Below are 22623 nucleotides of genomic sequence, written 5' to 3'. Positions count from 1 at the left end.
GACGTGCATTCCCCCCACCGGCGCCGCGACGATGGACTCCCAGACCTCACAGTCATCCCAGCCGTCCCAGCCACCTCATACGTTCCAGGTCGACCTGCGCGGACTGGTGGACCTGCTCTCCCATCACCTCTACTCCAGTCCACGGGTCTATCTGCGCGAGCTGCTGCAGAACGCCGTGGACGCCATCACCGCCCGGCGCGCCGAGCAGCCCGACGCCCCGGCGCGGGTGCGGCTGCATGCGGAGGCGGGCACGCTGCGGGTGGAGGACTCCGGCATCGGGCTCACCGAGGCGGACGTGCACAGTCTGCTGGCCACCATCGGGCGCAGTTCCAAGCGCTCCGAGGGGATCGCCGGCGGGATCCAGGAGGTCCGTTCGGACTTCCTCGGGCAGTTCGGCATCGGGCTGCTGGCCTGTTTCGTGGTGGCCGAGCGGATCAGGGTCGTCAGCCGCAGCGCCCGTACCCCGGACGCGGCGCCCGTGGAGTGGACGGCGAGCGACGACGGCTCCTACACCGTGCGGACGCTGCCCGACGCGGCGCGGCCCGAACCGGGCACCACCGTGCATCTGGTGGCGCGGGCGGGGGCCGGGGAGTGGCTGTCGGCCGAGCGGGTGCTCATGCTGGCGCGGGACTTCGGTTCGCTGCTGCCGTACGACGTCCGGGTGGGTGAGGAGGCAGTCACGGACCTGCCCGCGCCCTGGGACCGTCCCTACCCCTCCCCCGCCACCCGCCGGGTGGCCCTGGCGCGGCACTGTCACGAGCTGTTCGGGTTCACCCCGCTGGACTCGATCGAGCTGGACGTACCGCTCGCCGGGATCAGGGGGGTGGCGTACGTGCTGCCGTCGGCGGTCAGTCCGGCGCAGCGGGCCACGCACCGGGTGCACCTCAAGGGCATGCTGCTGACCGAGCGGGCCGAACAGCTGCTGCCGGACTGGGCGTTCTTCGTGCGCTGCGTGCTCGACACGGACAGTCTGCGGCCCACGGCCTCGCGCGAGTCGCTGTACGAGGACGAGACGCTGGCGGCCGTGCGGGAGGCGCTCGGCGAACGGATCCGGGCCTGGCTGACCGGGCTCGCGGCCGGTGATCCGGAGCGGCTGGCGGCCTTCCTGTCGGTGCACCACCTGGGCGTGAAGTCCCTGGCGCGGCACGACCGGGAGATGCTGCGGACGATGCTGCCGTGGCTGCCGTTCGAGACGACCGACGGGCGGCTGTCGCTGGAGGAGTTCGCGCAGCGGCACCGGGTGGTGCACTTCACGCGGACGGTGGAGGAGTACCGGCAGGTCGCGCCGATCGCCTCCGCGCAGGGCATCGGGGTGATCAACGGTGGTTACACGTACGACGGCGAGCTGGTCGAGGCGTTGCCGTCGGTGCGGCCGGGGACGGTGGTCGCGGAGCTGGACGCGGACACCGTGACGGCGCATCTGGACGCCGTGGACGCGGCGGAGGAGCTGGCGCTGTCGGGGTTCCTGGCGGCGGCGCGGGCCCGGCTGGACGCGGTGCAATGTGACATAGTACTGCGCGCCTTCCACCCCGTCTCGGTCCCCGCCCTCCACCTCGACGACCGCTCCGCCCGGCATGAACAGGCCCGCGCGGACGCCGCGGAGCAGGCCGACGACCTGTGGGCGGGCATCCTCGGTTCGCTGCGCGGCAGCGCTCCGCGCGCGCGTCTGGTGCTCAACCATCTCAACCCCCTGGTCCGCAGGATCAGTTCACTGGGTGACGCGGAACTGATCGGCACGGCCACGGAGTCCCTGTACGGGCAGGCCCTGCTGATGGCGCAGCGGCCGCTGAGGCCCGCGGACACCGCCCTGCTGAACCGGGCGTTCATCGGCCTGCTGGAATGGGCCACCCACGGAGAGTCCGCCAACGGAGAGTCCGCACACGGGGAGGACGGCCGCTGATGGCTGGGATCACGGACTTCGACTCCCTGCGCCGGGCGATGGCGGAGAACTCCGAACGGCCGGAGGGGCCGGCCCGCAACGCGCGCGCGGAGCAACTGCTCGCCGAGGCGGAGAAGCTGGGCATCCCGCTCGCCGTCATCGAGGCGCTCGGGCACCAGCTGAAGGTCTACAACTACAGCTCCGAGAAGGACAAGATGTTCGTCCCCTTCGCGCGTCTGCTGCGCATGTGGGACGAGCGGCCCGAGGACTTCGACGAGTACGAGACGCACTCACTGCACTGGGTCTTCAAGTGGATGTCGTCCGGCATGCTCGACCAGCCGCACGTCCCGCTCGCCTCGATCGAGAAGTGGCTCGGCGAGATGGAGCACCGCTACCGGCTCGCCGGGCACTCCGAACGGGCCGTGCGCAGCGCCGAGTTCAGCGTCGCCGCGCACGTGGGTGATCTTCCGCGCGCGGAGCGGGCGTACACCGCCTGGCTCGCGGCGGACCGGGACAGCATGGCCGACTGCCACGCCTGCGAGCTGCACGGGCAGGGCTGGTGGCAGGCGGAGCGGGGCCGGGACGCGGAGGCGCTGCTGCTGTGGCGGCCGGTCCTGGAGGGCGAGTTCACGTGTGCGCACGAGCCGCACACGGTGCTCGCGTCCTCGCTGGTGCCGCTGCTGCGGCTGGGCCGCGCGGACGAGGCGCGCGCCAACCATCTGCGGGGCTTCCGGCTGGTGCGGCCCATGGAGAGCATGCGGGGCGCGTACGCGGACCACGTGGAGTTCTGCGCGCTGACCGGGAACGAGGCGCGGGGCCTGGAGCTGCTGGCGGAGCGGCCCGCGTACTTCACGGACACCGGGCAGCCGCGCAGCCGGCTGGACTTCCTGAGCGTGGTGGCCCTGCTCATGGACCGGCTCGTCGAGGTGGGGCTCGCGGACCGTGAGGTGCCCGGGCCGGCCGGACGGTCCTGGACGGCCGGCGAACTCGCCACGCACGCGCGTACCGAGGCCCTGGCCCTGGCGGCGCGCTTCGACGAGCGCAACGGAACCGCCCACGTCGGTGAGCGGGCACGCGCGCGTATGGCGCAGAGTCCTCTGGTGGAGCGGCTGCCGCTCGGCGTCCGGGCGGTGCGCCCGGCGCCCGCCGCACCGGTGGCGACGCCGGTCACGGTGTCCCCGGAGGAGGAGCGTGACCTGCCGGCCCTGCTGACCGAGGCGCGGCGCCTGTCGGACACCCTGCGGCCGAACGCCGTGGAGGCGTGGGCGGCGGTGGCGCGGGCCGCCGAGGGCGTCGAACTGGACGTCCGCGACCGCGCCGAGATCGTCGACCACGAGGCGATGGGCCGGGGGCCCGAGGGCGTCGAACTCTTCGAGCGGGCCGCCGAGCTGTACGCCGAGGCGGGCGACCCGGGCGAGGCACTGGCGGCACGCACGCGTGCGGCGTACGTACGCGCCCTCACCGGCCGCGTCGACGAGGCCGTCGCCGCGGTCGCCGAGCCCTACGACGCGATCCTCGCCCTGTACGCCGACGAGGCGACGGGGCTGAGGCAGACGGCGTCGGTGCTGATGGGCCGGGCGCGGGTGCTGATGCGCCGGGTGCAGGAGCTGGCCGAGACCGGGGCGGGGGTGAACGGGGAGGACGGGGCAGTCCGTGAGGTGCCGGACGAGACCGGCACGGTCCCCTCGCGGACCTCGTCCGCGGACGGCGTGCTGGCCGAGGCCGAGCGTGCCGTGCGGGAGTTGCTCGCGCTGGTCGGGGGGTACGCCGGGGACGACGTGCGGATCGCCGCCCGGGAGGCCGAGGGGCTGGCCATGCTCGCGGAGCTGGCGTTGCAGGGCGGGGATCCGGAGGGGGCCGTGGAGTTGTTCACGCGGGCCTCGGACGGGTTCGTGGCGGCCGGGCTGCCGTGGTTCGCGGTCGAGTACGAGGCCCGGCTCGCGGGGCTGTCGCACCACCTGGGCGACATCGCCGGGACGGAGCGGGCGCTGCGGGCGGCCCTGGAGCACGGCGGGACGCAGCTGGAGGCGGTCGGGCGGGCCCAGCTGCATCTCCAGCTCGCCGAGGTCGTCGGCGGCCGGGGACTCGCCGTGGAGGCCGCCGAGCATTCCCTGGAGGCCGCGCACTGGGCCGACGAGGCGGGCGAGGGGCCGACGCTCGGTGCCTGGGCCCGGCATCAGCTGGGCGGCTTCCTGCTGCGGCAGGGACGATTCGCCGAGGCCGCGGAGGTGCTGGAGTCCGCGCTGCCCGACCTGACCGTCGAGACCCACGGCGACGGCGCGGTCGTCCAGGCGCAGTGGTGGCTCGGTGACTGCCTGAGCGAGCTGGGCGAGCACCGGGAGGCGGCCGAACGGCGGCTGCGGGCCGCCGAGATCGCCCGGCACTGGCCCGAGCAGCACGACCACGCCACGCTCGCCCACCTCGCCGCCGAGTCCCTCGGGGCCGCCGGACTGCCCGCCGAGGCCGATCAGGCGTACGCGCGCGCGGGCGAGCTGTGGCGCTCGCTCGGCAACGTCCACGGCCTGGTCCGCTCCCTGCGCGCGCGTGCGTGGCTCGCGCTGCGCGCGGACGACGGGGCGGACGCGGCACGGGAGTTGATGTCGGCCGCGGTCGGGGAGTGCGAGCGGGTGCTGGGCGCCGACGAGGCCGAGGCGGAGGCGCGGGAGCGTCTGGTCGCCGAACTGGGCCACACGCACCGCCAGTTCGGGGATCTGCTGGCCCGTTCCGCCGCCGAGGACGCCGACGACGACGCGATCCGGGCCGCGCTGGAGGACGCCCTGGTCCAGGTCGGCGAGGCGGTCGCGGTGTTCGCCTCGCTGGAGGACGAGGACGCCCTGCACAGCCGTACCGGCGCCGAACTCGCCGCGGGCTGGCTGGAGGCCGACCTCGGCCGCCCGGCCGACGCGGCGGACCGCGCGCGTGCCGTGCTCAGGGCGTACGACGGAGCCGGCACCGAGGACGAGACGGTCCGGGCCCGCCGCGCGGAGGCCGACCAGCTGCTGCAGGTGACGGAGGAGCAGGCCAGGGGCCAGTAGGGCTTGGTCACTCCACGCCGATCAGCAGCAGCGCGCCCTGGCGGCCGCCTCGGTAGACCACCGTGTCGACGGCGAGATAGGACTCACGCACGCGTGTCTCCAGTCGCGCGGCCACGGACTCCGGGGCCTCGTCGCCGAGGACGAGGGTGACGAGTTCGCCGCCGGCCTGGAGCATGCGGTCCAGGACGGTCTCGGCGGTGGCGGTGACATCGGTGCCGATCACCGCCACGTCCCCGTCGATGAGGCCGAGGACGTCGCCGGCCTGGCAGATGCCGGCCATGGTCCAGGACTGGCGCTCGGCGACGGCGACCTCGGCGTAGCGGGTCGCGCCGGCCGCCGAGGTCATGGACACCACGTCCTCGTCGAAGCGGCGCTCGGGCTCGTGCACGGCGAGCGCCGCGATGCCCTGGACCGCCGAGCGCGTGGGGATGAGGGCGACCCGGATGCCCTCGGCGCGGGCCTGCTCGGCCGCCGCGGCCGCGGTGTGCCGCAGCTCGGCGTCGTTGGGCAGCAGCACGACCTCACGCGCGTGGGCCCGCCGTACGGCGTTCAGCAGCTCCCCGCTCGCGGGCGGCTCCCCGGGGCGCGCGAGCACGGGGGTGGCACCGGCCTCCGCGTACAGCCCGGCCAGGCCCTCGCCGGGCACGACCGCCACCACGGCGCGCTGCACCCGCTCCCGTGGCGGCCGCTCGGCACCGGTGGTGTGCACGTCACCGGCCCCGAAGTGAGTGATCCGGATCCGGTACGGCCGCCCGGCCTCGACGCCCGCCTCCACGGCGGCGCCCGCGTCGTCCACGTGCACGTGGACGTTCCACAGCCCGTCGCCGCCGACCACGACCAGGGAGTCCCCGAGCGCGTCGAGCCGGTCCCGCAGCCGGGTCACGGCCGCGTCCGCGGCCTCCAGGAGGTAGATCACCTCGAAGGCGGGTCCGGCGTCCGCCACCGGGTCGGCGCACTCCTCGGCCGCGGTGCCGGTGAGGCCCGAGACGATCTCCGGGCGCGCGTGCGGCGCATCGGGAACGAGGTCGCCGAGTTCGCCCTGCGGATGCGTCGCCTCGGACTCCACGCGCGTGTGCGCGGCACCCGCATCCGCCCGCCCGTACCCCTCGCCGCCCGGCCCGGACGCTCCCCCCGGCGTCTCCCCCGTGAACGTCTCCACCAGCGCGCCCAGCACCGTCACCAGCCCGCGTCCGCCGGCGTCGACCACGCCCGCGCGGCCCAGGACCGCCAGCTGGCCCGGCGTCGCGGCAAGCGCGGTGCACGCGCCCGCGTGGGCGGCCCGGGCGACCGACCCGCAGTCGTCCGCGGCGTCGCCCCTGGCCGCGTCGGCGGCGGCCGAGGCGACCGACAGGACCGTGCCCTCGACGGGGTGCGCGACGGCCTGCCGGGCCGAGTCGGCCGCGTGCCGCAGGGCGAGCCGCAGCCCGTCGCCGTCGGTGTGAGGCGTCTCACCGTCCTCGGCGAGCACCTGCGCCATGCCCCGCAGCAGCTGCGCGAGAATGGTCCCGGAGTTGCCCCGGGCGCCGATCAGCGCGCCGTGCGCCATCGCGCGCACGGCCTCCGCCAGGGTCGGCTTCCCGGCGTCCGCGCCGGCCTCGTGACCGGCGAAGACGGCCTCGACCGCGGCCGCGGCGGACTCCATGGTCAGATACAGATTGGTGCCGGTGTCCCCGTCGGCCACGGGGTAGACGTTGATCGCGTCGATCTCCTCGCGCGCGCGTCCGAGCGCCTCCAGAGCGAGACCGCACCAGGTGCGCACCGCGAGAGCATCGAGGAATGTCTGCGGCACCCGCGCCACCTGCGCCTCCCTGAGCTGGACTGGACGCAGCGTAGACCCAGGGACGGTCGGTGCCGGAAGAGGGCCGGGGCCTGGGGTGTCAGCAGCCATGGTAGTTTCGTTGTACTGGCGCAGTCGTTGTATGCTGCTCCGGTTGCCCGATCCACATCGGGCCATTCCCCTGGCAACGCCACTCAGATCTGATCCTGCGATCGCGATCCCGGCATGCCGGGATCCAACCGTAAGTGCATCTGAAGTCTTTGGAGTGACCCGTGGCTGCCAACTGCGACGTCTGCGGCAAGGGGCCGGGCTTCGGCAACAACATCTCGCACTCGCACCGCCGTACGTCCCGTCGCTGGAACCCGAACATCCAGCGCGTCCGTACCGTGGTCGGCGGGACGCCGAAGCGCGTGAACGCTTGCACCTCGTGCATCAAGGCCGGCAAGGTCTCGCGCTGACGCACAGCTAAGCGCGCGGCCACCGCTGGTTCGCTGCACTGAGCCGGTCCACCTCGTGTGGGCCGGCTTTTTGCTGTCCTCCGACAAGGCCGTGCCCTGACAAGCTGTACCCATGCGCTTCGGCATCCTGGGCCCTCTGGAGGTACGTACCGACGACGGCATCCCCGTCGACCCCGGCGGCCCCCGCCCCCGCGCCCTGCTCACCCTGCTGCTCCTGGCCGCCGGCCACCCCGTCTCCACGCAGCGGCTCACGGACGGCCTGTACGGCGCCGAGCCGCCCGCCGGGGCCGCCAACGCGCTGCAGTCCCAGATCTCCCGGCTGCGCCGCCGCCTGGCCCCGCACACGGACGTCGAGGCGGTGCCCGCGGGGTACCGCCTCGCCGTACCGCCCGAGTCCGTCGACGCGCACCGTTTCGAACAGCTGGCCGGTCAAGGGCGAGCCGCCCTCGCCGACGGTGACCACAAGGGCGCGGCGGCCCGGCTGCGGGAGGCGCTCGCGCTGTGGCGCGGGCCCGCGCTGCCCGACCTGCCGTCGGCGCACGCGGAGGTCGCCCGGCTCCAGGAGCTGCGGCTGGCCGCCGTACAGGACCGGATCGAGGCGGACCTGGGGCTCGGTGGCGGTCCCGGGCTCGTGCCGGAGCTGCGGGCGCTGCTGCGGGACCATCCGCTGAGCGAACGGCTGTACGGGCAGCTGATGCGGGCCCTGCACGCGGGCGGGCGGCCCGCGGAGGCACTGACGGTGTACGAGGAGGCCCGGCGCACCCTCGCGGACGAGCTGGGCGCCGACCCGTCGCCTGAGCTGTCCGCGCTGCACCTGGAGCTGCTCCAGGGCACCGAGCCCGAGCGCCGCCGCCTCCCGGTCCAGCTCACCCGTTTCGTCGGCCGCGAGCCCGAACTCGCCCGCATGGCCACCCTGCTCGCCGAGGCCCGCCTGATCACCCTGACGGGCCCGGGCGGCGCGGGGAAGACCCGTCTGGCGATCGAGGCGGCTGCCACCCTCACGAACCGCGCGAGCACCGGTGCTCGCTCCTCCGCGGGCGCCCCCTCCCCCTCCCCCGACGTCTGCTTCGTGGAGCTCGCTCCCGTCGCCGACGGGCAGCAGATCCCGTACGCCGTCCTGACCGCTCTCGGGGTGCGTGAGGGGTTTCGCAGCCGGGCGGCCGACAGTACGGACCGGCTGGTGGGGGCGCTGGAGAACCGGGAGGTGCTGCTGGTGCTGGACAACTGCGAGCATCTCGTCGAGGACGCGGCCCGGGTCTGCGCCCTGGTGCTCGCCGCCTGCCCTGGCGTCCGTGTCCTCGCCACCAGCCGGGAGTCGCTCGGCATCACCGGCGAGGTCCTGGTCCCCGTGCCGCCGTTGCGGCCGGAGCCCGCCGAGCGGCTCTTCCTGGACCGGGCGCGCGCCGTGCGCCCCGGTTTCGACGGCCACGCGCGCGTGCCCGACATCTGTGCCGCCCTCGACGGGCTCCCGCTCGCCATCGAGCTGGCGGCCGCCCGGCTGCGCACGCTCACCCCGGACGAGCTCGCCGAGCGGCTGGACGACCGGTTCCGGCTGCTCTCGCGCGGCGACCGCTCCAAGGCGCCCCGGCATCGCACCCTGCGCGCCGTCGTGGAGTGGAGCTGGGAGCTGCTGGACGAGGAGGAGCGGGAGCTCGCGCGGCGGCTGACGGTGTTCTCCGGCGGCGCAACCCTGGAGGCGGTCGAAGCGGTGTGCGGGCTGCCGTATCCCGAGGACGTACTGGCCTCGCTGGTCGAGAAGTCGTTCGTGGAGGTGTCCGAGGGGCGCTACCGGATGCTGGAGACGATCCGCGCGTTCGCCGCGGAGGACCTGAGCGACCCCGGCGGTCTCGCCGACGCGCACGCCGCGTTCTTCCTGCGGCTGGCCGAGGAGGCGGAGCCGAATATCCGGGGCGGCGGTCAACTGCCGTGGCTGGAGCGGCTGTCCGCCGAGCACGACAACCTGGACGCCGCGCTGCGCCACCTCGTACGCCACGGCCCCGGGGACGCTCTGCGGCTGATGGCCGTCCTGTCGTGCTTCTGGCGGCTGCGCGGGCTGCACGGCGGACAGGTGGCGTCGGCGCGTGAGCTGCTGGCCGCCGTCGGGGACGCGCCGCCTCCGGGGCTGACGGAGGAGTACGTGCTGTGCGCGATCAACGTGCTCCTCGGCGACGGCGAGGACGCGGCCGGCCGCGACGGGCTCGTCGCGCGCGTGGACGCCCTCCTGGCCGCTTACGAGGGTCCGCTGCGGCTGCCGTACATCCTCATGCTGTGGTCGCTGGCGGTCGGCCCCCGGCCGGCGACCAACGACCGGGCCATAGCCCTGGCCGGCGAGGACCCCTGGGCTCGGGCGCTGCTGGAGGTGGGCCTGGGTTTCCAGGAGCGGTTCGCGGGCCGGCCGCGGGAGGCCGAGGAGAGCTTCGCCCGGGCGCTGGAGGCGTTCCGGGAGACGGGCGACCGCTGGGGGATGGCCAACTGCCTCGATCCGCTCGGCATGTTCGCCCTCGCGCGCGGGGACGCGCCGCGCGCCCTGGAGCTGATCGACGAGGGACTGGCGTACATGCGGGAGGTGGCGGCCCCCGAGGAGACCGCCGACCTGCTGCGCACCCGGGGCGCCGTGCTGCTGCACCAGGGCGACACGGCCGGTGCCGAGATCCATTTTGGGCAGGCGTTGGTGCTCGCCCGTGACGCCGGTCTGCCCGACAAGATGGCGGGCGCCCGGCGCTGCCTCGGTGACGCGGCCCGGCTGGCCGGGGACCCGGCACGCGCGCGTGAGCAGTACGAAGCCGCTCTGGAGACCTGTGCCGCCAACTGGTTCAGCGTCGGTGAGACCGCACGGATCCTCATCGGGCTCGGGCGCACCGCCGCCGCCGAGGGCCGTGCCGAGGAGGCCCGCGACTGGTTCCGGCAGGCCGCCGAACTCGCCGTCGAGGGCCCCGGCGAACTCGAACTCGCCGAGGTGGCCGAGGCGTTGGCGTCCGTCGCCGGGTCGCCCGAACGGGCCGCCGTCCTGCTGGGCGCCGCGACGGGCCTGCGGGGCGCCCCCGACGCGGGCACCCCGGACGTCGTACGCACCGAACGGCAGACCCGCGCCGGGCTGTCCGCGGAGGACTACGCGGCGGCCTTCGAGCGGGGCCGGAGCCTGCGGTCAGCGGCGGTCAGCGAACGGTAGGCGGACGGTCAGCGGCCCCGCCGAAGCTCACCGCATGACGAAGAACCTCAGCAACCTCAGTGTCCTGGTCTCCGGCGCGAGCGTCGCCGGCCCCGCCGTCGCCCTCGACCTGTCCCGTCTCGGCGCCCGGGTGACCGTCGTCGAGAAGGCCCCCGAACTGCGCGGCGGCGGCTTCGCGGTCGACTTCCGCGGCCACGTCCACCGCACGGTCCTCACCTCCATGGGCATCTGGGACGAGATCCACACCCGTCAGACCCACATGGGCCGCCAGACCGTCGTCGACGCGGACGGCACCCCGCGCGTGGACCTGCCCGCGGACATGATGAGCGGCGACGTGGAGATCTTCCGCGGCGAGCTCGCGCGGATCATGTACGAGCGGACGAAGGACGACGTCGAGTACGTCTTCGGGGACTCGATCGCCACCCTCGCCGAGGACCCGCAGGGCGTGGACATCACCTTCGAGCGGGGCGCTCCCCGCCGCTTCGACCTGGTCGTCGGCGCGGACGGACTGCACTCCCACACCCGTCGGCTGGTCTTCGGCGACGAATCCCGCTACCTGCGCTTCTTCGACCACTACGTGGCCGGCTTCGACGTCCCCAACCATCTCGGCCTCGACCGGACCGGCCGGGTCTACAGCGAGCCCGGCCGCGCGGTCGTCGTCGGCAACTACGACGGCGACCCGGACCGCGCCGGCGCGCTGCTGGTCTTCCGGTCGGAGGAACTGCGCTACGACCGACGGGACGTCACCGCGCAGAAGCGGATCCTCAGGGAGCGTTTCGCCGGACTGGGCTGGGAGGGGCCGACCATCCTCAAGGCCCTCGAGGAGACCGACGACCTGTACTTCGACGCCATCGCCCAGATCCACGTCGACCGCCTCACCAAGGGGCGCGTGGCACTGCTCGGCGACGCCGGGTACGGGGCCACCATGGGAGGCATGGGCACGGGCGTGGCGATCGTCGGCGCCTACGTCCTCGCCGGTGAACTCGCCCTCGCCGACGGCGACTTCCGTACCGCCTTCGCGGAGTACGAGACCCGGATCCGGGACTTCGCCAAGGGCTGCCAGAAGATCTCCGGGAACGCGGGCCCGTTCTTCGCCCCGGCGACCGAGCGGCGCATCCGCAGCCGGGACCGGATGTACCGGATCCTCGCCTCCCGTCCGCTGGCCCGCTTCTTCAAGCGGATGACCGAGAAGGCGGCGACGGACATCAAGCTGAGGGAGTACCCGTTCTGAGCGCCCAGGCGTGGTCCACGGGCCCGATCCCGCCGCCGAGCGCGAAGCCGGCGGCGACGGCCCCGGTGACGTAGTCCTTGGCGGCGGCCACCGCCTCCGGCACGGTCAGGCCTTTCGCGAGCTGCGACGCGATCGCGGAGGCGAGGGTGCAGCCCGTGCCGTGCGTGTGCCGGTTGTCGTGCCGGGGCGCGCGCAGCCAGTGCTCCTCGGTGCCGTCGGTGAGCAGGTCCACGGCGTCACCGGGCAGATGACCGCCCTTGACGAGCACCCATCGCGGTCCGTACGACAGCACGGCCGCCGCGGCCTCCCCCAGCTGTCCCTCCGACTCGACCCGCACGCCGGTGAGTTGGGCGACCTCGTCGAGGTTCGGGGTCGCCACGGTCGCGACCGGCAGGAGCCGCTGGCGTACGGACTCCAGCGCGGACGCGGCCAGCAGCGGGTCCCCGTGCTTGGAGACGCCCACCGGGTCGACGACCGCCGGTGCGTCCGTCCCGGCGATCAACTCGGCCACGGCCTCGACGAGTTCGGCCGAGGCCAGCATCCCGGTCTTGACGGCCTGTACGCCGATGTCGTCGACCACGCTCCGGTACTGCGCCCGCACCGCCTCCACCGGCAGCTCCCAGGCCCCCTGCACACCAAGGGAGTTCTGCGCGGTGACGGCCGTGACGACGCTCATGCCGTGCACGCCGAGCGCGAGCATCGTCTTCAGGTCGGCCTGGATCCCGGCGCCTCCGCCGGAGTCCGACCCGGCGACCGTCAGCACCCGGGGCGGGGGGCTCATGACTCGATGTCCCCGAAGTGGTCCCAGCCGCCCTTGCTCGTCCACGGCGCCCCGTCGACCGTCACCTGGGGCAGCGCCGAGGGGTTGAGGACCTCCCCGATCACCTTCCAGCGCGCCGGGAGCTTCACGTCCGGCGGGAAGGTGGCCACGATCGCGTGGTCCTCTCCCCCGGTCAGCACCCACTGCATGGGATCGACACCGACGGCCTGTCCGATGTCGTTCATCTGCGAGGGGATGTCGATCGCCCCGGAGCGGATGTCGATGCGCACCTTGCTGGCCTCGGCGATGTGCCCGAGGTCGGCGATCAGCCCGTCGCTGACGTCGCACATCGCGGTCGCACCGAGCCCCGCGGCCGCCGGGCCCGCGTGGTACGGCGGCTCGGGGCGCCGATGGGCCTCCACGAAGGCGCGCGGCGAGCGGAAGCCGCGGGAGAGCACCGCGTACCCGGCCGCCGACCAGCCCAGCCAGCCGGTGACCGCGACGAGGTCGCCGGGCTGGGCGCCGCCCCGGGTGATGGGTTCCTGGTTGCGCAGATCGCCGAGCGCGGTGATCGACACCATGATCGTGTCGCCGCGTACGACATCGCCGCCGACCACGGAGGCGCCCGCGACCTGGCACTCGTCGCGGATGCCGTCCATCAGTTCGCTCGGCCAGGTCACCGGCAGTTCGGCGGGGACGACCAGGCCGAGCAGCAGCGCGGTCGGCACGGCGCCCATGGCGGCGATGTCCGCGAGGTTCTGCGCGGCGGCCTTGCGGCCCACGTCGTACGCCGTGGACCAGTCGCGGCGGAAGTGCCGGCCCTCCAGGAGGATGTCGGTCGAGGCCACCACCCGTCGGTCGGGGGCGGCGACCACCGCGGCGTCGTCGCCGGGGCCGACCCGGACCGCCGGGGTGGTGGTGAGACGGGAGGTGAGCTCCCTGATGAGCCCGAACTCCCCGAGCTCACCAACAGTGCCCTTCATTGCCCTTGCTCCCCTTCTGTCCCTGGCCGTTCCCGGTCGCGCGTCATCAGTGTCCTCGATACGGTCGAGGTGTCCGTCAACCTGTGTCGTGACCGCACCCCGGCGCGTGAGCCACGGCCTTCGCGGGTCTCCCCGCGGCGCGCGGCGACGCGATACCGTGGCGTTCCTTTTCCCCACATGATCCTCGTGGCCGCCCTGGAGGTTCCGTGGTACAGGCGTACATCCTGATCCAGACGGACGTCGGCAAAGCGTCGACCGTCGCCGAGACGATCAGCAAGATTCCTGGGGTGATCCAGGCCGAGGACGTGACAGGACCCTATGACGTGATCGTGCGGGCGCAGGCCGACACCGTGGACGACCTGGGCCGCCTGGTGGTCGCGAAGGTCCAGCAGGTGGACGGCATCACCCGTACCCTGACCTGCCCGGTCGTCCATCTGTAGCCCCCGTCTACCCTTGGCCGGTGAACTTCTACCGTCACCGGCTCACCGGCCTGCCCGTGCTCGCCCTGCTGATCACGCTCGCGGGCTGCTCCTCGGCAGACGACAGTGCCAGGGCCGCGGTTCCCTCGCCTGGTGCGACGGTGACCGGGCTGTGCCAGAAGCTGGACAAGGTGCTGCCGGCCGAGGTGGACGGTCAGGATCGCCGGGATCCCGAGCCCGCGTCCGCGCTGACCGCGGGCTGGGGGAACCCGGCGATCATACTGCGCTGCGGTGTCGTACGGCCCGCGAAGATGAGCGATCCGGAGGCCGACGGGGTCGAGGTGAACGGGGTGGGCTGGCTGCTGGAGAAGCGGGGCGACGGCTCGTTCCGGTTCACCACGACCCTGCGCAGGGCGTATGTCGAGGTGACCATCCCCAAGGGCCGCACGGGAGACGGCATGTCCCCGCTCGTCGACCTGGCTCCGGCGATAAAGAAGGCGATCCCCGAAGGGATCGCCGACTAGCCGCGACGGCTAACGAAGGCCGGTCGACCTGCGCAGGGCCGCCTGGATGAGCCGGTCCACCAGCTCCGGGTAGCCGATGCCGCTCGCCTGCCACATCTGCGGGTACATCGAGATGGGCGTGAAACCGGGCAGGGTGTTGATCTCGTTGATGACGAAGCCCTCGTCGGTGAGGAAGAAGTCCGCGCGCACCAGTCCCTCGCAGGACGCCGCCTCGAAGGCCTCCACCGCCAGGCGCTGGACCTCGGCCGTCTCCTCCGGGGTGAGGGGCGCGGGCACGATACCCGGGGTCGAGTCGATGTACTTGGCCTCGAAGTCGTAGTACGCGTGCGCGTCCGGCGGCGGGATCTCCGCGGGGACGGAGGCCCGCGGACCGTCCTCGAACTCCAGCACCCCGCACTCGATCTCGCGCCCCACCACCGCCGCCTCGACCAGGATCTTCGGGTCGTGGCGCTGGGCCTCCGCGATCGCCTCGTCCAGGCCGGACAGGTCGTCGACCTTGGTGATGCCGATCGACGAACCCGCGCGCGCGGGCTTCACGAACAGCGGCCAGCCATGCTCGCCGACGAAGTCCACGATCTTCCCGCGGGCCGCGGACTCGTCCCGCTCCCACTCCCGGGGCCGGATCACCACGTACGGGCCGACCTTCAGCCCGAAGGAGGTGAACACCCGCTTCATGTACTCCTTGTCCTGGCCGACGGCCGAGGCGAGCACGCCCGCGCCCACGTACGGGACGCCGGAGAGCTCCAGCAGGCCCTGCAGGGTGCCGTCCTCGCCGTACGGGCCGTGCAGGACGGGGAAGACCACGTCGACCTCGCCGAGCGCCTTGGGCACCGATCCGGGCTCGCTGACGACGACTTCGCGGTTGCCGGGGTCAAGGGGGAGCACCACGCCGCCCTCGCCCGACTCGGCCACGTCCTCGACCTCCGGCGTACGGCGGTCGGTGATCGCCATGCGCTCCGGCTCGTCGGCGGTCAGGGCCCAGCGGCCTTCCCGCGTGATGCCGATCGGCAGGACGTCGTACTTCGTCCGGTCGATGGCCTTGAGGACGGCGCCGGCGGTGACCACGGAGATCCCGTGTTCGGAGCTGCGCCCGCCGAACACGACGGCCACGCGCGGCTTGCGAGACGGCTGCTCAGGGCTCTGGGGAAGGTTCTCGGTGCTCATATCGCGTTGAGAGTACCCGGTGGTAGTGCCCTGAGACAGCGTGCGCCCCGGGGGGTCGCTCAGTGTCGTTCCGGCTTCGCGCTGCGCGACATCAGTTCCTTCAACGCCACGACGGGCGGCTTGCCTTCGTGCACGATGTCGACGACCGTCTCCGTGATCGGCATCTCCACACCGTGCCGGCGGGCCAGATCCGCCACCGACTCGCAGGACTTGACGCCCTCCGCGGTCTGCTTGGTGACCGCGATGGTCTCCTCCAGGGTCATGCCCTTGCCGAGGTTGGTGCCGAAGGTGTGGTTGCGGGACAGCGGCGAGGAACAGGTGGCCACCAGGTCGCCGAGGCCGGCGAGCCCGGAGAAGGTCAGCGGGTCGGCGCCCAGCGCGACCCCGAGCCGCGTGGTCTCGGCGAGGCCGCGCGTGATGAGCGAGCCCTTGGCGTTGTCGCCGAGCCCCATGCCGTCCGCGATGCCGACCGCGAGCCCGATGACGTTCTTGACCGCGCCGCCCAGTTCGCAGCCGACCACGTCGGTGTTGGTGTAGGGCCGGAAGTACGGCGTGTGGCAGGCCGCCTGGAGCCGCTGGGCCACCGCCTCGTCGGTGCAGGCGACCACGGCGGCGGCCGGCATCCGGGCGGCGATCTCGCGGGCGAGGTTGGGCCCGGTGACGACGGCGACACGGTCCGCGCCGACCTTGGCGACGTCCTCGATCACCTCGCTCATCCGCATGGCGGAGCCGAGTTCGACGCCCTTCATGAGGGAGACGAGAACCGTGTCCGGGGCGAGCAGCGGGACCCACTCGGCGAGGTTGGCGCGCAGGGTCTGGGAGGGGATCGCCAGTATCGTGAAGTCGGCGTCGCGCGCGGCCTCGGCGGCGTCCGCGGTCGCCCGGAGGTTCTCCGGGAGCTCGACTCCGGGGAGGTAGTCGGGGTTCGTACGCGAGGAGTTGACCGCTTCGGCGAGTTCGGCGCGGCGGCCCCAGAGGGTCACCTCGCAGCCCGCGTCGGCGAGCACCACGCCGAAGGCGGTGCCCCATGAACCGGTACCGAAGACCGCCGCCTTGACGGGCCTGCTCACTTGCTCGTCTCCTCCTCGTGACCGGACTGCGCCTGGGTCCTGCGCCGCTGCTCGATGCGCTCGCGGCGCGGGTCGTACGGCGTGGCGGGCGCCTTCTCGCCGCGGATCTCCTCCAGCTGGCGGGTGATCGCGGCCATGATGACCTCGGTGGCCTCCCTGAGCACGTCCGCGGTCATGTCCTTGTCGTAGAAGCGCGAGAGGTCCACGGGCGGGCCCGCGAGCACGTGGTGGGTCTTGCGCGGCAGGATGTACGCCTTCTTGCTGTACGGCGGCAGCAGCTCGTTGGCGCCCCACTGGGCGATCGGGATCACCGGGCACTTGGTCTGCAGGGCGACGCGCGCCGCACCGGTCTTGGCGGTCATGGGCCAGCCGTCGGGGTCGCGAGTGATCGTTCCCTCGGGGTAGAACACCACGCACTCACCGCGTTCCACGGCGTCGACCGCGGCGCGGAAGGCGCTGAGCGCGTCGGTGGACTCGCGGTAGACGGGGATCTGTCCGGTGCCGCGCATCGCGGCGCCGACGAATCCCTTCTTGAAAAGCCCGCTCTTCGCGAGGAATCGCGGGACCCGTCCGGTGTTGTACTGGTAGTGCGCGTACGCGAAGGGGTCCACGTGGGAATTGTGGTTCACCGCGGTGATAAATCCGCCCTCGGCCGGAATGTGCTCCATTCCGCGCCAGTCCCGCTTGATCAGAACCACCAGCGGCGGTTTGCAGAGCACCGCGGCGAAGCGGTACCAGAAGCCGATTCTGCGGCGGGGCACGCGCGCACCTTCCTCTAGGGGCCAAGTACGTCGGCCCGGTACATCGGGCCGGGGGGCCGCACAAGTGTCGCCCCAGGCCGCCGGTCTGTCGAGAACACCGTACGCCCCGACGCCCGGACCACCAGATGGTCCAGGTGACGGCTGAGTGACAATGACCGCGAGAAGAGAGGGACGGAACGCTCGTGCAGTGGACGTTGGTCATCCCCGTGAAGCCCCTGGCGCTGGCCAAGAGCAGGCTCTCGGACACCGCCCACGACGGGGTGCGCCCGGGCCTCGCCCTCGCGTTCGCCCAGGACACCGTGGCCGCGGCGCTGGCCTGCCCGGCGGTGAAGGATGTGGCGGTCGTCACGGACGACGCCCTGGCCGGCCGCGAGCTGGCCGCGCTGGGCGCCCGTGTCGTCACCGACGAGCCGCGCGGCGGGCTGAACGCGGCCCTGGAGCACGCGGTGGCCGCCGTGCGCGCCGACCGGCCCGACACCCCCGTGGCCGCCCTGAACGCCGACCTCCCGGCGCTGCGCTCCCTGGAATTGGCCCGGGTCCTCGACGCGGCGGCGGAATTCCCGCGCGCATTCATGCCGGATGCCGCGAATATCGGCACGACTCTGCTGGCCGCTGCCCCGGGCCGGGAATTGCTGCCGGCATTCGGTACGGATTCCCGGGCCCGGCATCGTGCGTCCGGTGCCGTGGAACTGGCGCTCGACGAGGTGGACTCGGTGCGCCAGGACGTGGACACCGGCGACGATCTGCGGGCCGCGCTGGCCCTCGGGGTGGGTCCCCGGACGGCGGCGGTGGCCGCGCGGTTGCTGATCCCGGGACAGTAGGCTGCGCTTCATGCAGGCGACCGCGTACACCTACGACGCCGACACGCGCAGCGGCAGTGTGCTGCTCGACGACGGAACCCCCGTCCCGTTCGACGCCGAGGCGTTCGACGCGGGCGGGCTGAGGCTGCTCAGGCCCGGTCAGCGGGTACGGATCGAGGTCGAGGGAGCCGAGGACGGCCCGCACATCACTCTGGTGACGCTGCAGACCTTCTGACCCGGCCGTCCCACAACGCGCCGCGGGCCGGACTCCACGGGGAGTCCGGCCCGGCGCGTGAGTGCCCCTGTGCCCTTACCTGGTGCGGGCCGTGGCCTTCTTGGCGGTGCTGCGGGCGGCCGACTTCTTGGCGGGGGCCTTCTTGGCCGGCGCCTTCTTGGCCGTCGCCTTCTGGGCGGTGGTCTTCTTCGCCGCGGAGGTCTTGGCGGCGCCGGTGGTCTTCTTCGCCGTCGTCTTCTTCGCGGTGGTCTTCTTGGCGGTGGCCGTGGTCTTCTTGGCCGTCGTCTTCTTCGCCGTGGTCTTCTTCGCGGCGGCCGCCTTCGTGGTCGCCTTCTTGGCCGCGGCCTTCTTCACGGTCGTCGAAGCACCGCCGGTCAGGCTGCCCTTGGGCGCCTTCTTGACGGCGACCTCGCCGCCGCGGGGGAGCTTCTTCGAGCCGCTGACCAGGTCCTTGAAGCCCTGACCCGCGCGGAAGCGCGGAACGGAGGTCTTCTTGACCCGAACCCGCTCGCCCGTCTGGGGGTTGCGGGCGTAGCGGGCCGGACGGTCGACCTTCTCGAACGAACCGAAGCCGGTGACCGAGACACGGTCACCCGCGACCGTCGCGCGGACGATGGCGTCCAGGACCGCGTCGACAGCGTCGGCTGCCTGCTGGCGGCCGCCGAGCTTGTCGGCAATCGCTTCTACGAGCTGCGCCTTGTTCACGTCTTCCCCTTCGGAGACATCGCCAGAACGAAAGTGTTCAAGCTTTTTCGCACGTTAGGCAGATATATACCGCAAATCAAACACGAAACGGGCTAATCACCCGTGCGCCGCAACGAACTCGACTGCCCCGGCTGCGATCAGTGGCCCTCTTCGGGGATTCGCCCCTCGTCGAGGTCCGCTCCGAACGCCTCCAGACGCCTTGCCGCGTCGGCGAGATCGTGCTTGGCCGCGGCCGTAATGACCAGCAGCTTCCGGGTCAGCGCCATCCGTACGCCCTCCGGGACTTGCAGTGCGCGCACTCTTGCGTGCGCTTCCTTGAGTTGGCCCGCGACCGCCGCATAGAGCTCGAGTTGGCCGTCGTGTTCCATGCACAGATTGTGCCATCTGGGGCGAGTTGTCGCCTGCCCAGGGGGCAACTGCCACCTCAAACGGCCGTCCGGGCGTCTGCGGAAGTCGCGGCTACAACCCTCGCGTACCCCGGCAACCCCCTTTCTAACGTGGGAAGTTGAACGAAGTCCAAGAGCCACGCGGGGCTGATCGGGCGCAGATCGGGCGCAGACATGGCGGTACCCCCGATCGGGCTGATCGGGGGTACCGGGTGGCTGAAACCAGCCGTGTTCAGATGCTCCGGAAGGGGCCGGAATCAGACCTGGAGCGTCTTCGGCTTGTACGAGGGCCGCTTCGCCTCGTAGGCGGCGATGTCCGCCTCGTTCTGGAGGGTGATGGAGATGTCGTCCAGACCGTTCAGCAGCCGCCAGCGGGAGTTCTCGTCCAGCTCGAAGGAGGCGGTGATCCCCTCGGCGCGCACCTCGCGGGCCTCGAGGTCGACGGTGATCTCCGCCTCGGGGTCCTTCTCGGTGAGCTCCCACAGGGCGTCCACGATCTTCTGCTCCAGAACCACGGTGAGCAGGCCGTTCTTCAGCGAGTTGCCGCGGAAGATGTCGGCGAACCGGGAGGAGATCACGGTCTTGAAGCCGTAGTTCTGCAGCGCCCACACCGCGTGCTCACGGGAGGAGCCGGTGCCGAAGTCCGGGCCTGCGACCAGGACGGTGGCGCCCTTGCGTTCCGGGCGGTTGAGGATGAAGTTCTCGTCCTTGCGCCAGGCCTCGAACAGCCCGTCCTCGAAACCGTCCCGGGTCACCTTCTTGAGCCAGTGAGCAGGGATGATCTGGTCGGTGTCGACGTTGGAGCGGCGCAGCGGGACGGCCCGGCCGGTGTGCGTGGTGAATGCTTCCATGACTCTCAGACTCCAGCGGGCGCGGCGGCGGTTACGTCGGTCAGGTCGGCGGGCGAGGCCAGGTGGCCCAGCACGGCGGTCGCGGCGGCGACCTGCGGCGAGACCAGGTGCGTACGGCCGCCCTTGCCCTGCCGTCCCTCGAAGTTGCGGTTGGAGGTGGAGGCGGAGCGCTCACCCGGGGCCAGCTGGTCGGGGTTCATGCCGAGGCACATCGAGCAGCCCGCGTGCCGCCATTCGGCGCCGGCCTCCTTGAAGACGACGTCCAGGCCCTCGGAGACGGCCTGCAGACCCACGCGCGCGGAGCCCGGGACGACCAGCATCCGTACGCCGTCGGCGACTTTGCGGCCCTTGAGGAGTTCGGCCGCGGCCCGCAGGTCCTCGATGCGGCCGTTCGTGCAGGAACCTACGAAGACAGTGTCCACGTTGATGGAGCGCAGCGGCTGTCCGGCCGCCAACCCCATGTATTCCAGGGCCTTTTCGGCGGCGAGGCGCTCCGAAGCGTCTTCGTACGAAGCCGGGTCGGGGACGGACGCCGAAAGCGGCGCGCCCTGGCCGGGGTTGGTGCCCCAGGTGACGAACGGCGACAGCGAGGCGGCGTCGATGACCACCTCGGCGTCGAACTCGGCGTCGTCGTCCGTCCTGAGCGTCTTCCAGTACGCGACGGCCGCGTCCCACTCCTCGCCCTCGGGGGCGTGCGGACGGCCCTTGAGGTAGGCGAAGGTCGTCTCGTCGGGGGCGATCATGCCCGCGCGGGCACCGGCCTCGATCGACATGTTGCAGATGGTCATCCGCGCCTCCATCGAGAGCTTCTCGATGGCGGAGCCGCGGTACTCCAGGATGTAGCCCTGGCCGCCGCCGGTACCGATCTTGGCGATGATCGCCAGGATCAGGTCCTTGGCGGTGACGCCCTCGGGCAGTTCGCCGTCGACCGTGATCGCCATGGTCTTCGGGCGGGCCAGCGGCAGCGTCTGGGTGGCCAGCACGTGCTCGACCTGCGAGGTGCCGATGCCGAACGCCAGCGCGCCGAAGGCACCGTGCGTGGAGGTGTGCGAGTCACCGCAGACGACGGTCGTACCGGGCTGGGTCAGGCCCAGCTGCGGGCCGACGACGTGCACGACGCCCTGCTCGACGTCGCCCAGCGGGTGCAGCCGTACCCCGAACTCCGCGCAGTTCTTGCGCAGCGTCTCCAGCTGGGCCCGGGAGACCGGGTCCGCGATCGGCTTGTCGATGTCGAGGGTCGGGGTGTTGTGGTCCTCGGTCGCGATGGTGAGGTCGAGACGGCGCACCGGGCGGCCGTTCTGACGCAGGCCGTCGAAGGCCTGCGGGCTGGTCACCTCGTGCAGGAGGTGGAGATCGATGAAGAGGAGGTCGGGCTCGCCCTCGGCGCGCCGGACGACGTGGTCGTCCCAGACCTTCTCCGCGAGTGTCCTACCCATCGCTTTCCCTCCGGCCGGCAAACGTCCACCGGCCCAACTAGAGATCTTGAGAGACGGCGCACCCGGCCCCTGTTCACGGGCGTCCGTCATCCGGCCCGTTCGGTCAGCGGGCCGCTGTGGATACAAGGGTTGCGCGTCTCACGGAAAAAGGAACTTGCGTTTCACAGAGTGAGACGTGAGTATCGTTGCATGGACAACAGTAGCGGCGTGGGCGTTCTGGACAAGGCAGCCCTTGTCCTGAGCGCCCTCGAGTCCGGCCCGGCCACCCTCGCGGGACTGGTGGCGGCCACCGGACTGGCACGACCGACGGCCCATCGACTGGCCGTGGCCCTGGAGCACCACCGCATGGTGGCACGCGACATGCAGGGCCGTTTCATTCTCGGCCCCCGGCTGGCCGAGCTCGCGGCCGCGGCCGGCGAGGACCGCCTGCTCGCGACGGCCGGCCCGGTGCTCACGCATCTGCGCGACGTCACGGGCGAGAGCGCCCAGCTCTACCGCCGCCAGGGCGACATGCGCATCTGCGTCGCCGCGGCCGAGCGGCTGTCCGGCCTTCGGGACACCGTCCCGGTGGGCTCGACGCTCACCATGAAGGCCGGCTCCTCCGCGCAGATCCTGATGGCCTGGGAGGAGCCCGAGCGCCTCCACCGCGGCCTGCAGGGCGCCCGTTTCACGGCGACGGCCCTGTCGGGCGTACGGCGCCGCGGCTGGGCCCAGTCCATCGGCGAGCGCGAGCCGGGCGTCGCCTCCGTCTCGGCGCCGGTACGCGGCCCGTCCAACCGCGTGGTGGCCGCCGTCTCGGTCTCCGGCCCCATCGAGCGCCTGACCCGCCACCCCGGCCGTATGCACGCCCAGGCGGTCATCGACGCCGCCGCCCGTCTGTCGGAGGCCCTGCGCCGCACCGGCTGACGTGCGGCCACGCACGGGAACGTCAACGGGGAGGGCCCGCCTCGACGCCGCGGCGGCCCCTCCCCGCTCCCCCG

At 72.6% G+C, this 22623-nt stretch carries 20 protein-coding genes; 10 read left to right on the top strand and 10 right to left on the bottom strand.

Going from position 1 to position 22623, the window contains the following annotated elements:
- Window positions 1-31: 31 nt before the first annotated feature.
- Both GRC12_RS11490 and GRC12_RS11485 read left to right on the top strand, forming a co-directional pair.
- Window positions 32-1900, top strand: a complete 1869-nt coding sequence (locus tag GRC12_RS11490) for an HSP90 family protein (protein WP_208779105.1) — start codon at window positions 32-34, stop codon at window positions 1898-1900.
- On the top strand, window positions 1900-4914 hold the full coding sequence (locus GRC12_RS11485; RefSeq protein ID WP_208779104.1) for a tetratricopeptide repeat protein: 3015 nt from the start codon (window positions 1900-1902) through the stop codon (window positions 4912-4914). The genes GRC12_RS11490 and GRC12_RS11485 overlap by 1 nt, the downstream gene beginning before the upstream one ends.
- A gap of 7 nt (window positions 4915-4921) precedes the next feature.
- Here the strand turns inward: GRC12_RS11485 and GRC12_RS11480 are convergent, their stop codons facing one another.
- The gene (locus GRC12_RS11480) at window positions 4922-6712 is read right to left on the bottom strand and encodes a DAK2 domain-containing protein (protein WP_308286527.1); all 1791 of its coding nucleotides are present in this window, start codon (window positions 6710-6712) and stop codon (window positions 4922-4924) included.
- Between the two features lie 251 nt (window positions 6713-6963).
- On the opposite strand from GRC12_RS11480, the gene rpmB reads away from it, so the two are divergent.
- The 3 genes from rpmB to GRC12_RS11465 all read left to right on the top strand — a co-directional run bounded on the left by rpmB (window position 6964) and on the right by GRC12_RS11465 (window position 11549).
- Window positions 6964-7149, top strand: a complete 186-nt coding sequence (rpmB, locus tag GRC12_RS11475; protein ID WP_003993230.1) for a 50S ribosomal protein L28 — start codon at window positions 6964-6966, stop codon at window positions 7147-7149.
- 112 nt (window positions 7150-7261) lie between these two features.
- Window positions 7262-10318 (top strand): BTAD domain-containing putative transcriptional regulator, encoded by a 3057-nt coding sequence (locus GRC12_RS11470; RefSeq protein WP_208779102.1) that lies wholly within the window; start codon window positions 7262-7264, stop codon window positions 10316-10318.
- Between the two features lie 34 nt (window positions 10319-10352).
- Window positions 10353-11549, top strand: a complete 1197-nt coding sequence (locus tag GRC12_RS11465) for an FAD-dependent monooxygenase (protein ID WP_208779101.1) — start codon at window positions 10353-10355, stop codon at window positions 11547-11549.
- On the opposite strand, the gene thiD is transcribed toward GRC12_RS11465, so the two are convergent.
- Window positions 11524-12330 carry a bifunctional hydroxymethylpyrimidine kinase/phosphomethylpyrimidine kinase gene (gene thiD, locus GRC12_RS11460; RefSeq protein WP_208779100.1) on the bottom strand — a complete coding sequence of 269 codons (807 nt, stop codon included), beginning with the start codon at window positions 12328-12330 and terminating at the stop codon, window positions 11524-11526. The genes GRC12_RS11465 and thiD overlap by 26 nt on opposite strands.
- Window positions 12327-13292, bottom strand: a complete 966-nt coding sequence (locus GRC12_RS11455; RefSeq protein WP_133046760.1) for a thiamine-phosphate kinase — start codon at window positions 13290-13292, stop codon at window positions 12327-12329. Before GRC12_RS11455 ends, thiD begins: the two co-directional genes overlap by 4 nt.
- Before the next feature lie 206 nt (window positions 13293-13498).
- Here GRC12_RS11455 and GRC12_RS11450 point away from each other — a divergent pair, with 206 nt between their 5' ends.
- Complete coding sequence (locus tag GRC12_RS11450) at window positions 13499-13732, top strand: Lrp/AsnC family transcriptional regulator (protein ID WP_057616476.1); 234 nt, start codon at window positions 13499-13501, stop codon at window positions 13730-13732.
- Window positions 13733-13752: 20 nt separating this feature from the next.
- A complete protein-coding gene (locus tag GRC12_RS11445) occupies window positions 13753-14235 on the top strand; it encodes a DUF3515 domain-containing protein (protein WP_208779099.1) in 483 nt (160 codons plus the stop codon).
- Between the two features lie 9 nt (window positions 14236-14244).
- Here the strand turns inward: GRC12_RS11445 and GRC12_RS11440 are convergent, their stop codons facing one another.
- Genes GRC12_RS11440 through GRC12_RS11430 form a run of 3 tightly spaced genes read right to left on the bottom strand, consistent with a single transcriptional unit; the run spans window position 14245 to window position 17230 of the window.
- Window positions 14245-15399 (bottom strand): D-alanine--D-alanine ligase family protein, encoded by a 1155-nt coding sequence (locus tag GRC12_RS11440; RefSeq protein ID WP_208779098.1) that lies wholly within the window; start codon window positions 15397-15399, stop codon window positions 14245-14247.
- A gap of 59 nt (window positions 15400-15458) precedes the next feature.
- Complete coding sequence (locus GRC12_RS11435; protein WP_208779097.1) at window positions 15459-16469, bottom strand: NAD(P)H-dependent glycerol-3-phosphate dehydrogenase; 1011 nt, start codon at window positions 16467-16469, stop codon at window positions 15459-15461.
- Window positions 16466-17230, bottom strand: a complete 765-nt coding sequence (locus tag GRC12_RS11430) for a lysophospholipid acyltransferase family protein (protein WP_208779096.1) — start codon at window positions 17228-17230, stop codon at window positions 16466-16468. Before GRC12_RS11430 ends, GRC12_RS11435 begins: the two co-directional genes overlap by 4 nt.
- A gap of 182 nt (window positions 17231-17412) precedes the next feature.
- Between GRC12_RS11430 and cofC the strand changes: the two genes are divergently transcribed.
- Both cofC and GRC12_RS11420 read left to right on the top strand, forming a co-directional pair.
- Complete coding sequence (gene cofC / locus GRC12_RS11425) at window positions 17413-18051, top strand: 2-phospho-L-lactate guanylyltransferase (protein ID WP_208779095.1); 639 nt, start codon at window positions 17413-17415, stop codon at window positions 18049-18051.
- Between the two features lie 10 nt (window positions 18052-18061).
- The gene (locus GRC12_RS11420) at window positions 18062-18265 is read left to right on the top strand and encodes a hypothetical protein (RefSeq protein ID WP_133046754.1); all 204 of its coding nucleotides are present in this window, start codon (window positions 18062-18064) and stop codon (window positions 18263-18265) included.
- A 75-nt stretch (window positions 18266-18340) separates the two neighbouring features.
- Here GRC12_RS11420 and GRC12_RS11415 read toward each other — a convergent pair whose 3' ends face one another.
- The 4 genes from GRC12_RS11415 to leuC all read right to left on the bottom strand — a co-directional run bounded on the left by GRC12_RS11415 (window position 18341) and on the right by leuC (window position 21643).
- Window positions 18341-18970: an HU family DNA-binding protein gene (locus GRC12_RS11415; RefSeq protein WP_208779094.1), complete on the bottom strand. Its 630-nt coding sequence runs from the start codon at window positions 18968-18970 to the stop codon at window positions 18341-18343.
- 137 nt (window positions 18971-19107) lie between these two features.
- A complete protein-coding gene (locus GRC12_RS11410) occupies window positions 19108-19338 on the bottom strand; it encodes a hypothetical protein (RefSeq protein ID WP_208779093.1) in 231 nt (76 codons plus the stop codon).
- A 275-nt stretch (window positions 19339-19613) separates the two neighbouring features.
- Window positions 19614-20207, bottom strand: coding sequence for a 3-isopropylmalate dehydratase small subunit (gene leuD, locus GRC12_RS11405; protein ID WP_133046751.1), 594 nt, complete (start codon window positions 20205-20207; stop codon window positions 19614-19616).
- A gap of 5 nt (window positions 20208-20212) precedes the next feature.
- Window positions 20213-21643 carry a 3-isopropylmalate dehydratase large subunit gene (gene leuC, locus GRC12_RS11400; protein WP_208779092.1) on the bottom strand — a complete coding sequence of 477 codons (1431 nt, stop codon included), beginning with the start codon at window positions 21641-21643 and terminating at the stop codon, window positions 20213-20215.
- A gap of 189 nt (window positions 21644-21832) precedes the next feature.
- On the opposite strand from leuC, the gene ndgR reads away from it, so the two are divergent.
- The gene (ndgR, locus tag GRC12_RS11395; RefSeq protein WP_015036427.1) at window positions 21833-22549 is read left to right on the top strand and encodes an IclR family transcriptional regulator NdgR; all 717 of its coding nucleotides are present in this window, start codon (window positions 21833-21835) and stop codon (window positions 22547-22549) included.
- Window positions 22550-22623: the final 74 nt, after the last annotated feature.

The sequence above is a fragment of the Streptomyces griseorubiginosus genome (assembly GCF_017614965.1).
Classification (GTDB): domain Bacteria; phylum Actinomycetota; class Actinomycetes; order Streptomycetales; family Streptomycetaceae; genus Streptomyces; species Streptomyces griseorubiginosus_B.
The sequence above is the reverse complement of the archived record's forward strand: the minus strand, read 5'-3'. Positions and strand labels throughout refer to the sequence as shown.

What these genes read in the sequence shown, in the direction of transcription:
- GRC12_RS11470 (WP_208779102.1), top strand. Translation starts at nt 7,262, where the DNA reads ATGCGCTTCGGCATCCTGGGCCCTCTGGAGGTACGTACCGACGACGGC.
- leuD (WP_133046751.1), bottom strand. Translation starts at nt 20,207, where the DNA reads ATGGAAGCATTCACCACGCACACCGGCCGGGCCGTCCCGCTGCGCCGC.
- GRC12_RS11440 (WP_208779098.1), bottom strand. Translation starts at nt 15,399, where the DNA reads ATGAGCACCGAGAACCTTCCCCAGAGCCCTGAGCAGCCGTCTCGCAAG.
- GRC12_RS11490 (WP_208779105.1), top strand. Translation starts at nt 32, where the DNA reads ATGGACTCCCAGACCTCACAGTCATCCCAGCCGTCCCAGCCACCTCAT.
- leuC (WP_208779092.1), bottom strand. Translation starts at nt 21,643, where the DNA reads ATGGGTAGGACACTCGCGGAGAAGGTCTGGGACGACCACGTCGTCCGG.
- GRC12_RS11420 (WP_133046754.1), top strand. Translation starts at nt 18,062, where the DNA reads ATGCAGGCGACCGCGTACACCTACGACGCCGACACGCGCAGCGGCAGT.
- GRC12_RS11485 (WP_208779104.1), top strand. Translation starts at nt 1,900, where the DNA reads ATGGCTGGGATCACGGACTTCGACTCCCTGCGCCGGGCGATGGCGGAG.
- GRC12_RS11410 (WP_208779093.1), bottom strand. Translation starts at nt 19,338, where the DNA reads ATGGAACACGACGGCCAACTCGAGCTCTATGCGGCGGTCGCGGGCCAA.
- ndgR (WP_015036427.1), top strand. Translation starts at nt 21,833, where the DNA reads ATGGACAACAGTAGCGGCGTGGGCGTTCTGGACAAGGCAGCCCTTGTC.
- GRC12_RS11455 (WP_133046760.1), bottom strand. Translation starts at nt 13,292, where the DNA reads ATGAAGGGCACTGTTGGTGAGCTCGGGGAGTTCGGGCTCATCAGGGAG.
- GRC12_RS11465 (WP_208779101.1), top strand. Translation starts at nt 10,353, where the DNA reads ATGACGAAGAACCTCAGCAACCTCAGTGTCCTGGTCTCCGGCGCGAGC.
- thiD (WP_208779100.1), bottom strand. Translation starts at nt 12,330, where the DNA reads ATGAGCCCCCCGCCCCGGGTGCTGACGGTCGCCGGGTCGGACTCCGGC.